General features: G+C 74.5%; 13 protein-coding genes. 8 read left to right on the plus strand and 5 right to left on the minus strand.

Annotation, left to right across the window (positions count from 1 at the left end):
- The first annotated feature begins 37 nt into the window (after positions 1 to 37).
- Complete coding sequence (locus ACIPM1_RS02870; RefSeq protein ID WP_402427990.1) at positions 38 to 1,819, plus strand: lytic transglycosylase domain-containing protein; 1,782 nt, start codon at positions 38 to 40, stop codon at positions 1,817 to 1,819.
- Between the two features lie 248 nt (positions 1,820 to 2,067).
- On the opposite strand, the gene ACIPM1_RS02875 is transcribed toward ACIPM1_RS02870, so the two are convergent.
- Complete coding sequence (locus tag ACIPM1_RS02875; protein WP_402427993.1) at positions 2,068 to 5,049, minus strand: ATP-dependent helicase C-terminal domain-containing protein; 2,982 nt, start codon at positions 5,047 to 5,049, stop codon at positions 2,068 to 2,070.
- Positions 5,050 to 5,137: 88 nt separating this feature from the next.
- A complete protein-coding gene (locus ACIPM1_RS02880; RefSeq protein WP_402427996.1) occupies positions 5,138 to 6,088 on the minus strand; it encodes a class I SAM-dependent methyltransferase in 951 nt (316 codons plus the stop codon).
- A gap of 223 nt (positions 6,089 to 6,311) precedes the next feature.
- On the opposite strand from ACIPM1_RS02880, the gene rpsA reads away from it, so the two are divergent.
- The 4 genes from rpsA to ACIPM1_RS02900 all read left to right on the plus strand — a co-directional run bounded on the left by rpsA (position 6,312) and on the right by ACIPM1_RS02900 (position 10,098).
- Entirely contained in the window at positions 6,312 to 7,802 is a 1,491-nt protein-coding gene (gene rpsA, locus ACIPM1_RS02885) for a 30S ribosomal protein S1 (RefSeq protein WP_356191480.1), read from the plus strand.
- Positions 7,803 to 7,976: 174 nt separating this feature from the next.
- A complete protein-coding gene (locus tag ACIPM1_RS02890) occupies positions 7,977 to 8,915 on the plus strand; it encodes a PAC2 family protein (RefSeq protein ID WP_356191483.1) in 939 nt (312 codons plus the stop codon).
- 131 nt (positions 8,916 to 9,046) lie between these two features.
- On the plus strand, positions 9,047 to 9,667 hold the full coding sequence (coaE, locus tag ACIPM1_RS02895; RefSeq protein ID WP_402427999.1) for a dephospho-CoA kinase: 621 nt from the start codon (positions 9,047 to 9,049) through the stop codon (positions 9,665 to 9,667).
- Between the two features lie 50 nt (positions 9,668 to 9,717).
- Positions 9,718 to 10,098: a tetratricopeptide repeat protein gene (locus tag ACIPM1_RS02900; protein ID WP_356191489.1), complete on the plus strand. Its 381-nt coding sequence runs from the start codon at positions 9,718 to 9,720 to the stop codon at positions 10,096 to 10,098.
- Positions 10,099 to 10,212: 114 nt separating this feature from the next.
- Here ACIPM1_RS02900 and ACIPM1_RS02905 read toward each other — a convergent pair whose 3' ends face one another.
- The gene (locus ACIPM1_RS02905; protein ID WP_356191491.1) at positions 10,213 to 10,464 is read right to left on the minus strand and encodes a DUF6343 family protein; all 252 of its coding nucleotides are present in this window, start codon (positions 10,462 to 10,464) and stop codon (positions 10,213 to 10,215) included.
- A gap of 153 nt (positions 10,465 to 10,617) precedes the next feature.
- On the opposite strand from ACIPM1_RS02905, the gene ACIPM1_RS02910 reads away from it, so the two are divergent.
- The gene (locus tag ACIPM1_RS02910; RefSeq protein ID WP_402428003.1) at positions 10,618 to 11,127 is read left to right on the plus strand and encodes a DoxX family protein; all 510 of its coding nucleotides are present in this window, start codon (positions 10,618 to 10,620) and stop codon (positions 11,125 to 11,127) included.
- Between the two features lie 122 nt (positions 11,128 to 11,249).
- Here ACIPM1_RS02910 and ACIPM1_RS02915 read toward each other — a convergent pair whose 3' ends face one another.
- A complete protein-coding gene (locus ACIPM1_RS02915; protein ID WP_402428006.1) occupies positions 11,250 to 11,801 on the minus strand; it encodes an RNA-binding S4 domain-containing protein in 552 nt (183 codons plus the stop codon).
- Between the two features lie 140 nt (positions 11,802 to 11,941).
- Here ACIPM1_RS02915 and ACIPM1_RS02920 point away from each other — a divergent pair, with 140 nt between their 5' ends.
- Positions 11,942 to 12,643 (plus strand): uracil-DNA glycosylase, encoded by a 702-nt coding sequence (locus tag ACIPM1_RS02920; RefSeq protein ID WP_402428009.1) that lies wholly within the window; start codon positions 11,942 to 11,944, stop codon positions 12,641 to 12,643.
- A 66-nt stretch (positions 12,644 to 12,709) separates the two neighbouring features.
- Here the strand turns inward: ACIPM1_RS02920 and ACIPM1_RS02925 are convergent, their stop codons facing one another.
- Entirely contained in the window at positions 12,710 to 13,177 is a 468-nt protein-coding gene (locus ACIPM1_RS02925; protein WP_402428012.1) for a GNAT family N-acetyltransferase, read from the minus strand.
- A 263-nt stretch (positions 13,178 to 13,440) separates the two neighbouring features.
- On the opposite strand from ACIPM1_RS02925, the gene ACIPM1_RS02930 reads away from it, so the two are divergent.
- The gene (locus ACIPM1_RS02930; RefSeq protein WP_402428015.1) at positions 13,441 to 14,223 is read left to right on the plus strand and encodes a nucleotidyltransferase family protein; all 783 of its coding nucleotides are present in this window, start codon (positions 13,441 to 13,443) and stop codon (positions 14,221 to 14,223) included.
- Positions 14,224 to 14,290: the final 67 nt, after the last annotated feature.

Consider the following 14,290-nt stretch of genomic DNA (forward strand, 5'->3'; position numbering starts at 1 on the left):
GACGGACGCTCGGGCGTCCACGGGAGGAGTTCACTCCATGGCGGCGCATTTCGGCAGGAGGCTGCGCAAGGGAGCGGCGACCACCGCCGTGGCCGCGGCAGCGGTCGCGGCCCTGTCCGCATCCCAGGCCCCGGACGTCACGGCCGACGACCACGGCAGACAACCCACCGCCGGCGCCGTCCCCTCTCCCGACGTGAGCGCCGACGGCAGCGCGACCGGCAACTCGCCGTACTACACGGACCTGCCGCCGCTCAAGAGCCCGAGCCCGGCGCCCACCATCGGCACTCCGGTCTCCCGCGGTCCGGCCGAGTCCGGCATCCCCGCCACCGTCCTCGACGCCTACAAGAAGGCCGCGGACGAGCTGCGCGGCTCCAAGCCGGGCTGCAACCTGCCCTGGGAACTCCTCGCCGCCATCGGCAAGGTCGAGTCGGGTCAGGCCCGCGGCGGCCGCGTCGACGCCTCCGGCACCACCCTCTCGCCGATCCTCGGCCCGGTCCTCGACGGCAAGGGCTTCGCGCACATACGCGACACCGACCACGGCGCCTACGACGGCGACAGCACCTACGACCGCGCGGTCGGCCCCATGCAGTTCATCCCGTCCACCTGGGACTGGGCGGGCCGCGACGGCAACGGCGACGGCAAGAGGGACCCCAACAACGTCTACGACGCCGCCCTCGCCGCCGGGCACTACCTGTGCCGCAACGCCTGGGACCTGTCCGTCGACGCCGACGTCAAGCGCGCCATCCTCAGCTACAACCAGTCCCAGGACTATCTGCACACCGTTCTGACCTGGCTGGACTACTACCGCAAGGGCACCCACTCCGTCCCGGACGGCACGGGCACCCTGCCCTCGGGCCGCAGCGACGACACGCCCGGCGCCGGCTCCGGCCTGCCCACGCCGAAGCCGTCCCACTCCAACAGGAGCCACAAGCCCGGCAGGTCCGGCAAGCCCGGCAAGGGCAAGCCCGGCGAGCCGAGCGCTCCCGGCACGCCCCCGCCGTCCACGCCGGCACCGCCGTCCTCGCCCAACCCGCCGTCCGGCCCGTCCTCGCCGACCCCGTCACCCACGCCCACCGAGACGGTGGACCACCTGGCGGACGCGGGCACGGCGAAGCTCACCGCGATGGCCGGGCACGATTTCGCCCAGAAGATCGGCACACGCGCCGAGACCAAGGACGGCAAGGGCGTCGGCAAGGTCCGGATCCGCTTCACGATCAGCGGCGACACCGACACCGTCTTCACGGGCGGCGAGAAGGTCGCCACGGTCGTGACCGACAGCGCGGGCGTCGCCACCGCGCCCACGCTCCAGGCCGGGGAGACGACGGGCGGCTTCACCGTCCGCACCCTCGTCGTGGGCCGGACCGTCCACGGCGTCGACTACTCGGCCACCGTCACCCCGCGCGCCGCCGACACCCTCACCCGCACCGACGGCAATGCGTCGACCTGCACCCCGGGCGGCGAGTTCGCCGGACAGGTCCAGGTGAAGGCCACCTACAAGGGGGCCGTCGCGGACAAGGTCGCGGCGACCGCCACCCTGATCAAGTCGGCCGACGACCCCGCCGAGAACGACAAGGGCCCCTTCTTCAAGGATGCCGACGGCAACCCCGTCCGCTCCCTGAAGGACCTCCGGACCGACGGCGACGGGCTGCTCACGCTGCCGAAGCTGTACGCGGACGACACCACCGGCACCTTCCTGCTCCGCATCGAGACCACCGGCGGCGCCGCGCTGACGGTGGAGCTGAAGGTCGAGGCGGCGGACTCCTCGGCCGACCCGTCGCCCAGCCCTTCCACCAGCCCGTCCGCCAGCCCCTCCGCCTAGGACCGGCCCCGGACCTGAACACCGGCCAGGTTCCGGACACGCGGCACCGCGAGGGCGCCTCTCCGCCACCACGGCGGAGGGGCGCCCTCGCGCGTACGTAGGGCACGACGTGTTCTCCTCTCGCCCGCCGTCGCCAGGCTGCCGGCGCTGACGACGCATCAACTCAGGCGCGCCCGCTTGTCGGGCAGCCGGCCGGCTACGGCTCAGGCGCCGGAAGCGGAGCCGGGCCGACCGGGCGCCGGAGCCGGTCAGCGCCTGAGCCGGGCGTTGGTGTGCCGGGTGGGCTCCGCGCCCGCCGGGTCCTCGGGCCAGGGGTGCTTGGGATACCGTCCGCGCAGCTCGGCCCGCACCGACCGGTAGCCGTCCCGCCAGAACGAGGCGAGGTCGGCGGTGACCGCGGCGGGCCGTCCGGCGGGGGAGAGCAGATGCACCAGCACCGGCACCCCCGCGACGGCCGGCGACCTCTCCAGCCCGAACATCTCCTGCAGCTTCACCGCGAGCACGGGCTGCTCGGGGTCCGCGTAGTCGACCCTGATCCTGGACCCACTGGGTACGGTGATCCGCTCGGGGGCGAGCTCGTCCAGCCGGGCGGCCTCGCCGGACGCCCAGGGCAGCAGCCGGGCCAGCACCTGGCCGGCGTCGATCCGCGCCAGGTCCGCCCGCCGCCGGGCGCGGCCCAGTTCGGGCTCCAGCCACTCCGCCACGCGCGCGTGCAGCGCGTCGTCGCCCACGTCGGGCCAGGGCTCCCCGAGGTGCCGGTGCAGGAACGCCAGCCGCTGCCGCAGCGTGTCCGCCTCCGGCGACCACCGCAGCAGCCGCCACCCCTCCCGCCGGAGCCCGTCGAGCAGCGCCTCGCGCACGAGAGCGGGGGCCGGGTCCGCCAGAGGGCGCGCCTCCAGCTCGACCGCGCCCAGCCGCGTCACCCGGCGCGCGACGACGTCACCGTCGCCCCATCGGACCTCGTCCCGCTCCTCCAGCAACGCCCCGGCCGCACACCGCGCGACCTCCTCGTCCACCACGGCGGCGAGCCGCACGCGCGCGTGCGCCCGCCCCACCGGACGGTCGGCCACCGCCACCGCGGCCCAGGGCACGCCCCGCAGCGCGGAACCCTCCGCGATCTCGGCCCGCGTCCCGGACACCATCAGATACGACCCCGCGTCGAGCCGGGCGACCCGCTCGGGAAACGCGAGCGCGGCGACCAGCCCGGCGACGTACTCGTCCGTAGCCGGCTGCCCCCCGCTCGGAGCCCCGCCCCCGCCCGCCCCCGCGGCGCCGAACCGTCCACCGGCCGCTCCCGCCCCTGCCACCCCGGCCCGCCGCCCGGCAGCAACCTCCCGTCCCGCCCCGCCGCCCGGATCGACCCCCTGCCGTCCCGTGCCGCCACGCCGGTCCGTCACCTTCGGCCCCGTGCCGCCACGCCGGTCCGTCGCTTCCGGCCCCGTCGGGCCGTCCCGCTCCGTCTCCTCCCGTCCGGAGTCGCCGCGTCCGTCCGTCACCTCAAGTCCGGACCCGCCCGGCCGATCGACCCCCTGCCGTCCCGTGCCGCCACGCCGGTCCGTCACCTTCGGCCCCGTGCCGCCGCGCCGGTCCGTCGCTTCCGGCTCCGTTCCGCCGCGCCGGTCCGTCGCTTCCGGCTCCGTTCCGCCGCGCGGATCCGTCCCCCGGCGGCCGGAGCCGACCGGGTCGGTCCCCGCCTCGTCCCGCGCAGGGGCGTGGGGGACGTCCGTCAGGACGGCGCGCAGGCGCCGTACCTCCGCGCGCCAGCGCGCCGCGTAGGCGTCCCCGGGGCCGCCGCGCCGCGCGCCGCGCACCGCGGACGCGAGGTCGTCTCCGTACTCCCGGGGCGCCTCTTCGCCGAGCAGCGCGACCACCTCGGCGGCCCGCTCGGCACCGACCAGCGGCGCCGCGTCGAGCAGCGCCCGCCTCAGCCGCGGATGCACCCCGAGCCGCGCCAGCCGCACCCCCCGCTCCGTGGCCCTCCCGGCCGGGTCCACGGCCGCCACCGCCGTCAGCACCGACCGCGCCGCCGCCATCGCCCCGCCCGGGGGCGCGTCCAGCAGGGCGAGCCCGGACGCGTCCGGATCGCCCCAGCAGGCCGCCTGCAGGGCGAACGCCGTCAGGTCGGCCACCTTGATCTCCGGCGCCGGGAACCGCGGCAGCCTTACGTCCTCGGCCTCCGCCCAGCACCGGTACACCGTGCCCGGCGCCTCACGTCCGGCGCGCCCCGCCCGCTGCCGCCCAGCCGCCTGCGAGGCCCGTACGGTCGTCAGCGCGCTCAGCCCCCGCGCATGGTCCACCCGGGGCTCCCGGGCCAGCCCCGAGTCCACCACCACCCGCACCCCGGGCACCGTCAGCGAGGACTCGGCCACCGACGTCGCGAGGACGACCCGCCGCCGCTGCCCAGCGGCCAGCACCGCGTCCTGCACGGCCGCCGGCGCCCGGCCGTGCACTTGGAGCACCTCCACCCCGCCGAGATCCCCCAGCCGCCCGGCGACCCGCGCGATCTCGCCCACGCCCGGCAGGAAGCAGAGCACGTCCCCCGTCCGTTCGGCGAGCGCCCGCCGCACCACCGACGCCACGTGCGCGAGCAGCGCGGGGTCCACGCGCATCCCGTGCGGCGGCCGTACGGGACGCGGCGGCGGAGACCACACCACCTCCACCGGATACGCGGCACCCGCGGCCTCGACCACCGGCGCCCCGCCCAGCAGCCGCGCCCAGCCCTCCGCGTCGGTGGTCGCCGACGCGGCCACCAGCCGCAGCTCCGGGCGCAGCGTCTCCCGCACGTCCCACACGAAGGCCGCCACCGTGTCGGCGTCCAGATGCCGCTCGTGGCACTCGTCGAGCACGACGACGTCGACGCCGGCCAGCTCCGGATCCCGCTGCAGCCGTTGCAGCAGCACCCCGGTGGTGACGACCTCCACGCGCGCGTCGGGCCCGACGACGCGCTCGCCGCGCACGGTGTGGCCGACGCTCCCACCGGGCTTCTCGCCCAGCAGCCACGCCATCCGGCGCGCCGCCGCCCGCGCCGCGATCCGCCGCGGCTCGGCCACGACGACCCGCCGCGCGGGCCCCTCGCCCAGCAGCCCGGCCAGCGCGAGCGGCACCAGCGTCGTCTTGCCGGTGCCGGGCGGCGCGACGAGCACCGCGGTGCCGTGACCGTCGAGGGCGTCGTTCAGGGCGGGCAGCGCGCCGCGCACGGGCAGCGCGTCCAGGGCGTCGTAACGGATCACGTCCCCAGTGTCGTACGCCGGCCGAGCGGGGCGTCCCGCGCGTGCCCCGTGCCCGGCCGGCGGGGCCGTACGCGCGCGTGCCGCCCGTTCAGTCCCGCTGGCACACGAAGACGGCCGTCCCCGGGATCAGGCTGCCGCGCAGCGGGGACCAGCCGCCCCACTCCGAGGTGTTCCAGGCCGGCCACTCCGGCTCGACCAGGTCCACCAGGCGGAAGCCCGAGGACACGACGTCCCGGACCCGGTCGCCGAGGGTGCGGTGGTGCTCCACGTACACCGCGCGCCCGTCCTCGTCCTGCTCGACGTAGGGCGTGCGGTCGAAGTAGGAGCCGGACACGGAAAGCCCCTCCGGGCCGGGCTCGTCCGGGAAGGCCCACCGGATCGGATGGGTCACCGAGAAGACCAGACGGCCGCCCGGCCGCAGCACCCGGCGCACCTCGCGCAGCACCAGCCGCGGGTCGGCGACGAAGGGCAGCGCGCCGTACGCCGAGCACGCCAGGTCGAAGGAGGCGTCCGCGAACGGCAGCGCGGCCGCGTCGGCGCACACCAGGGGGAACGAGCCGCCGATGCGCAGCGCGTGCTGGAGCTGGCGGTGGGAGATGTCCAGGGCGATCGGGCGCGCTCCCTGCGCGGCCAGCCAGCGGGAGCACTGGGCCGCGCCGGCGCCGATCTCCAGGATCTCCTTGTTCTTCAGCTCCTCGGGCGGGCCGAGGAGCTCGGCCTCCACCTCGTCCAGGCCCTCGGGGCCCCACACGAAACGGTCGTCGCCCAGGAAGGTGCCGTGGTCGGTCTGGTACTCGTCCGCGTTCCGGTCCCACCAGCCCCGGTTGGCCCGGGCGCTCTCCGCCACATCGGCCTCGCGGCGGGTGGCCTCCGGTTCGAACGGTTCGGGCTCTTGGATGATCGGCTCCCTCGTCGTACTCTTCCGTCCAACCCGTCCGGGGGTGTCGCGACACGGTCGCCGTGGGACACGCGTGGCCTCGGGAGACAGGTTTTGTGCCGGGTATGCGGCGATCCGCCCCGGGTGTGCGCCTTCGCGCATTGACCCTGCCCGGCTGCCCCCGTATGCTACAAGTTGCGCTGCGGGCCTGCGCACCTCAGACGTAGCAGGCTGCGCTCGCATCTGTTGTATGTCCCCTCGGTTGTCGAGGCGCCACCGTTTTCTGCGTGGCGCTTCCTTGGCTGTCCGGCTTCTACAGAGCGAAACGGGCTCCCGGCGTAAGCAGTACCTACGACTCAATGTCCGTACCGGAGCCCTTTCCCACATGACGAGCAGCACCGAGACCACCGCCACCACCCCGCAGGTTGCGGTCAACGACATCGGTAACGAGGAAGCCTTCCTCGCCGCGATCGACGAGACGATCAAGTACTTCAACGACGGCGACATCGTCGACGGCGTCATCGTGAAGGTCGACCGGGACGAGGTCCTGCTCGACATCGGTTACAAGACCGAAGGTGTCATCCCGAGCCGCGAGCTCTCGATCAAGCACGACGTCGACCCCAACGAGGTCGTCGCCGTCGGTGACGAGATCGAAGCCCTTGTTCTCCAGAAGGAGGACAAGGAAGGCCGCCTGATCCTCTCGAAGAAGCGCGCCCAGTACGAGCGTGCCTGGGGCACCATCGAGAAGATCAAGGAAGAGGACGGCATCGTCACCGGTACCGTCATCGAGGTCGTCAAGGGTGGTCTCATCCTCGACATCGGCCTCCGCGGCTTCCTCCCCGCGTCTCTCGTCGAGATGCGCCGCGTCCGCGACCTCCAGCCCTACGTGGGCAAGGAGCTCGAGGCGAAGATCATCGAGCTGGACAAGAACCGCAACAACGTGGTCCTGTCCCGCCGTGCCTGGCTGGAGCAGACCCAGTCCGAGGTCCGCCAGACGTTCCTCACGACCCTCCAGAAGGGTCAGGTCCGCTCCGGTGTGGTCTCCTCGATCGTCAACTTCGGTGCCTTCGTGGACCTGGGTGGCGTCGACGGTCTGGTCCACGTCTCCGAGCTGTCCTGGAAGCACATCGACCACCCCTCCGAGGTCGTCGAGGTCGGCCAGGAGGTCACCGTCGAGGTCCTCGACGTCGACATGGACCGCGAGCGCGTCTCCCTGTCGCTGAAGGCGACCCAGGAAGACCCGTGGCAGCAGTTCGCCCGCACCCACCAGATCGGCCAGGTCGTGCCCGGCAAGGTCACGAAGCTGGTTCCGTTCGGTGCGTTCGTCCGCGTGGACGAGGGCATCGAGGGTCTGGTCCACATCTCCGAGCTGGCCGAGCGCCACGTGGAGATCCCGGAGCAGGTCGTCCAGGTCAACGACGAGATCTTCGTCAAGGTCATCGACATCGACCTCGAGCGCCGTCGCATCAGCCTCTCGCTGAAGCAGGCCAACGAGGCCTTCGGTGCCGAACCGGCGTCGGTCGAGTTCGACCCGACCCTGTACGGCATGGCCGCGTCCTACGACGACCAGGGCAACTACATCTACCCCGAGGGCTTCGACCCCGAGACCAACGACTGGCTCGAGGGCTACGAGAAGCAGCGCGAGGAGTGGGAGCGCCAGTACGCCGAGGCGCAGCACCGCTTCGAGCAGCACCAGCAGCAGGTCATCAAGTCCCGCGAGGCGGACGCCCAGGCCGCTGCCGAGGGTGGCGAGGCCGCCGCTCCGGCCGCGTCCGGCGGTTCGTACTCGTCCGAGGGCGGCGACAACTCCGGCGCCCTGGCGTCGGACGAGGCGCTGGCTGCCCTGCGCGAGAAGCTCGCCGGCGGCCAGAGCTGACGCTCGCCCAGGCGGTAGCTGAATAAGCGGCTGCGGCCCGCACCCCCGAGCCGGGGGTGCGGGCCGCAGCCGTTGCCGCGGTCGTGCGGCAAGAAGCCGTGAAAGGGAGCCTGTTGGGAATGCGGGCGCCCCGCACCACGTTGTTCCGGAGGAACACGAGGAGGAGCGGTCACAGTGCTTGATCCGCAGGGTTTGTACGCATGGGAACCGAAGGGCCTGGCCGTCGTCGACACGGCGCTCGCGCAGGAGTCGGCGGGACTCGTCATGCTCTACCACTTCGACGGATACATCGACGCGGGGGAGACCGGCGACCAGATCGTCGAACGCCTGCTTGACTCGATGCCCCACCAGCTCGTGGCCCGTTTCGACCACGACCGGCTCGTGGACTACCGCGCCCGCCGCCCGCTGCTGACCTTCCAGCGCGACCGCTGGACCGGCTACGAGGACCCCGCCATCGAGGTGCGCCTCGTCCAGGACGCCACGGGCGCGCCCTTCCTGCTGCTCTCCGGGCCCGAGCCGGACGTGGAGTGGGAACGCTTCGCGGCCGCCGTGCGCCAGATCGTGGAGCGGCTCGGCGTGCGCCTGTCGGTGAACTTCCACGGCATCCCGATGGGCGTGCCGCACACGCGGCCGGTGGGACTGACCCCGCACGGCAACCGCAGCGACCTCGTCCCGGGTCACCGCAGCCCCTTCGAGGAGGCCCAGGTGCCCGGCAGCGCCGAGGCGCTGGTGGAGTACCGCCTGATGGAGGCCGGGCACGACGTCCTCGGCGTCGCCGCGCACGTCCCGCACTACATCGCCCGGTCGCCGTACCCGGACGCGGCGCTGACCGTCCTGGAGGCCATCACCTCCGCCACCGGGCTGGTGCTGCCGGGCATCGCCCACGCCCTGCGCACCGAGGCCCACCGCACGCAGACGGAGATCGAGCGGCAGGTCCGGGAGGGCGACGAGGAGCTCACCGCCCTCGTCCAGGGCCTGGAGCACCAGTACGACGCGGCAGCGGGCGCCGAGACCCGGGGCAACATGCTCGCCGAACCCGCCGACATCCCCTCGGCGGAAGAGATCGGCCGCGAGTTCGAGCGCTTCCTGGCGGAGCGGGAGGGCGACGCCTGATCCGCTACGCTGCCGGATGACCGCCCCGCCCGTCCCCGCCGTCGCGGGGGCGTCCGGCGGGCCCGACCGGCGGTATCGGAGACGGCAAGTCGTCCCCGCCGCTGCGGGGGTTGTGAGGTGGAGGCGCGTTCATGTTGTCCGTGGGTCTGACCGGCGGCATCGGCGCCGGCAAGAGCGAGGTGTCCCGGCTGCTCGTGGAGTGCGGGGCCGTCCTGATCGACGCCGACCGCATCGCACGCGAGGTCGTCGCCCCGGGCACGCCCGGCCTCGCGGCGATCGTCCAGGCGTTCGGCCCTGAGGTGCTCGCCGAGGACGGCGGCCTGGACCGCCCCAGGCTGGGCTCCGTCGTCTTCGCCGACCCGGAGAAGCTCGCCGTCCTCAACGGGATCGTGCACCCCCTGGTGGGCGCCCGCTCCCGCGAACTGGAGACGGCGGCCGCCGAGGACGCCGTGGTGGTCCACGACGTCCCGCTCCTCGCGGAGAACGGCCTCGCGCCGCTGTACGACGTCGTGATCGTCGTCGACGCCGCTCCCGAGACCCAGCTCGACCGGCTCCTCCGGCTGCGCGGCATGACCGAGGAGGACGCCCGCGCGCGCATGGCCGCCCAGGCGACGCGCGAGAAGCGCCTGGAGGTCGCGGACATCGTCATCGACAACGACGTACCGCTGGAGCGGCTCCACCGCCGGGTGCGGGAGGTGTGGGCCGAACTCGAGCGCCGGGCCCGCGCGCCGCGAGGCGGACCCCGGGAATAGCGTGGCCGTCGCGGGGCGTTGAAGTCCTCCCGCGAGGGAAGGAATTTTCTGTGCCCGAGATCAGCGGTTCCAGCGGACCCTCACCGGAGACGCATGTCATCGACTTCCGTGCGGCCGAGCAACTGCTCGCCGCCCGGGACCCGCGGGGCGCGGTGAAGCTGCTCGACGGGGTCATCGCCGCCCACCCGGAGAACACGGCCGCCCGCCTGCTGCGTGCCCGTGCCTTCTTCGCGGCCGCCCAGCTTCGTCCGGCGGAGCTGGAGTTCACGGTCGTACTGGAGCGCGAGCCGGACAACGCCTTCGCCCACTTCGCGCTCGCCCGCACCTACGAGCGGCAGGGCCGCCCCGACCAGGCCAAGCGCCACTTCCGGCTGGCGGCCGCCCTCGACCCGAAGCCGCAGTACCTGCAGCGCGCCCAGTTCGACTCCTGAGCCGATCGGCGGCTCGAGCGGATCGGCGACTCAGCGGGCCGGCGCCTGAGCGGATCGGGGTCCGAGGACCGGTCGCCGTCGCCTTCCGCGTCCGTTCCCCCGCGAGCGCGGGTGTCACGGCGGCCAGTACGGCGGGACGTCGCGGCCCGGCTGGTAGTGCGGGCCCTGCCGGATGTGCCGGACGATCACCGCCAGATCGACCCCGACCACCAGCAGCAGCACTCCGCAGGCGGCCGCCCAGCCGGGCCTTCCGACCAGCGCGAACACGGTCGTACCGAAGGCCGCCCAGACCAGCCCCCACACACTCAGCCAGAACCGCGCCCGCAGGGCGCTGCGGGCGGTCCTCGGCTCACTGCCCGTACGCATCGCCGGTCACCACTCCTGCCTGCAACGTACTCCCCGGCGGCGAGTTCACCAACGGGGGAGCGCGCCGTGCCCGCCCGAGGGCGATGAGTTCGGCGGCGAGGACCGGTCCACCTCTGCGACAGCACGACGGACCGCGTCCCCCAGGAGACACCCATGCCCAGGAACACCGCTTCCCGTCGGCCGGCCGGCGCGGCGTCCGCCTCCGCGACGGCCACCGCACCGGACGGCGCCGCCCGGACCACGAGCGCCCGAGACCGCGTCGGCACCGCCTCCGGGGGCCGCCGCCTGGCCCGCGCCGCTCTGCGGGTGGTCCAGGTGCTGCTCGCACTCTTCTACGCGGGCGCAAGCGCGCTGCCCAAGCTGATCGCCCACCCGTCGGCCGTCGAGTCCTTCGACCGGATCGGCTGGGGCAGCACCGGGATGTACGTCATCGGGGCCCTGGAACTGGCCGGGGCCGTCGCGCTGCTGATCCCGGTGCTGCAGTCGGTCGCGGCGACGGCGCTGAGCGCGCTGATGGTGGGCGCGTTCGTGGTCCAGCTCACCGTCTTCGACGGGCAGTACGCGGCGACACCGCTCCTGCTCATCGTGCCGCTCGCCCTGATCGCCTGGGCACGGCGGAGCCACAACGCCGAGCTGCTGCGGCTGCTCCGACGCCGCGGGTGACGGTGGGGCCGCCGGCCGCGCGGCCATCGGGCCGCGATCCCGGGACACACCCGACCACCGGGCCGTGCCGCGACCCCGGACACACCGGCGGGCGCCGACCCGCGAGCCCGGCACGCACATGGTCACCGTCCTTCGGGGGACGGACCCTCCATGCCCCGCAGGCGCTCCAGTTCGCGGCGGTCGCGCTTGGTGGGGCGGCCCGTTCCACGGTCGCGGATGCCGATGGGGGCGACGGTCTCGCGCGGCGGAGGCGGCGGGGAGTCGTCGATGTAGCACTGGGCGGCCACCGGGGCGCCGACACGCTTGCGGATCAGCCGCGTCACGACCACGACCCGCTCGCGGCCCTCGTGCCGCAGGCGCACCTCGTCGCCGACGCGCACGGAGTGGGCGGGCTTCACTCGCTCACCGTTCACCCGCACGTGCCCGCCCCGGCAGGCCGTGGCGCCGACCGACCGGGTCTTGACCAGGCGCACGGCCCAGATCCAGCTGTCGATCCGCACGGTCTCACCGCTCGCCGGACCGGCCGCCTCGGCGGCCGCGACAGCGGCGGCGACCTTCGGGTCCACGGCCGGTGCGGGGGCAGCGGTCCGAGCCGGGCCGCCCGGGCCGGAGCCCTCCGTCCCGGCGGACCCCGGTCCCGGTCCGTTCCTGTCCTGGTCACCCTCGGAAGCCATGCATCCGACCTTAGCCGCCGAGGCCCCGGCGCCCCCGAGGATTTCGCCCCAGCCGCCACCGGGCCCGGCATCCGGCGTCCTCTTGCGCGAGACCGGCCACCCGTCCCGTCCCGGCGCCCGGGCGGCCCTACCGTGAAGACATGGACAGCAGCATCGCCGCCCTCGACCGGAGGATCGCCGGGTGCCGGGCCTGCCCGCGCCTGGTCGCCTGGCGCGAGGAGGTCGCCCGCACCAAGCGCGCCGCCTTCGCCGACTGGACGTACTGGGGCCGTCCGGTGCCGGGCTTCGGGCCGCCGGACGCCCGGCTGCTGATCGTCGGCCTCGCCCCCGCCGCGCACGGCGGCAACCGCACCGGCCGCATGTTCACCGGCGACCGCTCCGGCGACGTGCTCTACGAGGCGCTGTACGACGTGGGGCTCGCCTCGCAGCCCACCTCCGTCTCCGCCGACGACGGCCTGGAGCTCTACGGCGTGCGGGTCACCGCGCCCGTGCACTGCGCGCCGCCCGCCAACAAGCCCACGCCCGGTGAGCGGGACACCTGCCGGCCCTGGCTGGTGCGGGAACTGCTGCTGCTGCGGCCGACGCTGCGTGCCGTCGTCGTGCTCGGCGCCTTCGGCTGGCAGGCCGCGCTGCCCGCGTTCGCCGAGGCGGGCTGGACGGTGCCCCGCCCGCGGCCCGCCTTCGCCCACGGAGCGCGGATGCCGCTGGACGGGCTCACCCTCTTCGGCTGCTTCCACGTCAGCCAGCGCAACACCTTCACCGGCAGGCTCACCCCCGCGATGCTCCGGGACGTCCTGACCACGGCGGCGGACGCGGCGGGCCTCCCGCACCACCGACCGTGACGCGCCGGCCCGGGGCCACGGCTCCGGCACCCCGGCTACGACGTCCGGCACGAGGCCGGCCCGCCCTCAGGGCCGCCACACGTACCGGACGTCCGGCTCCCGCTCCTCGTTCCCGCTGCCGTCCGTGTACTCGGCGGCGACGAAGCCGTGACGCTCGTAGAAGCGCCGGGCGGGTCCGTTGACCTGGAAGGTCCAGAGGGTCAGGCCCCGCGGCCCGCGCTCCTTGGCCAGCGCGACGAAACGGTCGCCGACGCCGCGCCCCCGCCAGTCCGGGTCGAGGTAGAGCTGGGAGAGCTCGTCACCGGCGAGCACCATGACGCCCACGACCCTGCCGTCGTCGGCCGACTCGGCGACCCACGTCTCGTGCGACGGCACCACGACGTCGCGGAAGTAGGCGCGCACCGCGTCGTCGGAGTGCGCCCGGACGACCGTCGGCAGCGCGGTGGAGAAGGAACGCAGCCAGACATCGGCGGCGGGCGTGGCGTCCGCCGCGCCGGCCCGGCGCAGGACCACCGGCCCAGGCGCCGCCGTCATCCGCGTGCCTCCGGCCGAAGCGGACCGGGCACGGTGGGGCGCAGGATCATGAGGGCTCCTGGAAGGGGAGGCGGGGGATGCGGGGACGCACACAACTCCCCGATCATCCCGGCCCGCTGACGCGGCCGCACCCGGATATTCCGTGGAGGCGCCGGCGCCGTACCGCGTAGGCTCCGGGCACCTCGCCACGGCCCCGAAGGAGCCCTCGAACTTTCGAAACCCGGCCGTTCGCTTCCCTGCCCCCGCCCCCTGGAGCCGCACCCGTGCCCCGCCTCACGGACGAGACCTTCCTCGACACCACGGCCGACCGGCTCGCCGCCCTCCCCGGAGTCCGGGCCGTGGCCCTCGGCGGTTCCCGGGCCCAGGGCACGCACCGGCCGGACAGCGACTGGGACCTGGCCGTCTACTACCGCGGCCGCTTCGACCCCGCGGACCTGCGCGCCGTCGGCTGGGAGGGCGAGGTGTCCGAACTCGGCGGCTGGGGCGGCGGGGTGTTCAACGGCGGCGCCTGGCTGACGATCGACGGACGCCGCGTCGACGTGCACTACCGCGACCTCGACGTCGTCGCGCACGAGTGGGCGGAGGCGGAGCAGGGACGCTTCCGGGTGGAACCGCTGCTCTTCCATCTCGCCGGAATCCCCAGCTACCTGGTCGTCGCCGAACTCGCCGTCAACCAGGTGCTGAGGGGAGAGCTGAACCGCCCCACCGCCTATCCGCGGGCGCTGCGCCGGTCCGCGCCCGGGCACTGGTACGGCCTGGCCACCGCCACCCTCGGGTACGCCGAGGCGGGCCACGCGCCGCAGGGCTCCCTCACCCAGGTCGCGGGCGCGATCGCCCTCGCCGCGACCCAGACGGCCCACGCGGTGCTGGCCGCGCGGGGCGAGTGGACCACCAACGACAAGGGCCTCCTCGTACGCGCCGGACTGCGCGAGGTCGACGGACTCCTCGGCACACTGACGGCTGACCCCGCGGCACTGACCCGGGCGGTCACGGACGCCGGGGCGCTGCTCGGCCGCGCCGTACGGCGGGCGGCGGAACGGTCCTGAGCGGCACCGGCCGCGTCGGCCTTCCCGAGAACGCGCGACCCGGCCGGAACGTCACACGCCGGAAATA

The sequence above is a fragment of the Streptomyces sp. NPDC086766 genome, from assembly GCF_044746005.1.
GTDB lineage: Bacteria > Actinomycetota > Actinomycetes > Streptomycetales > Streptomycetaceae > Streptomyces.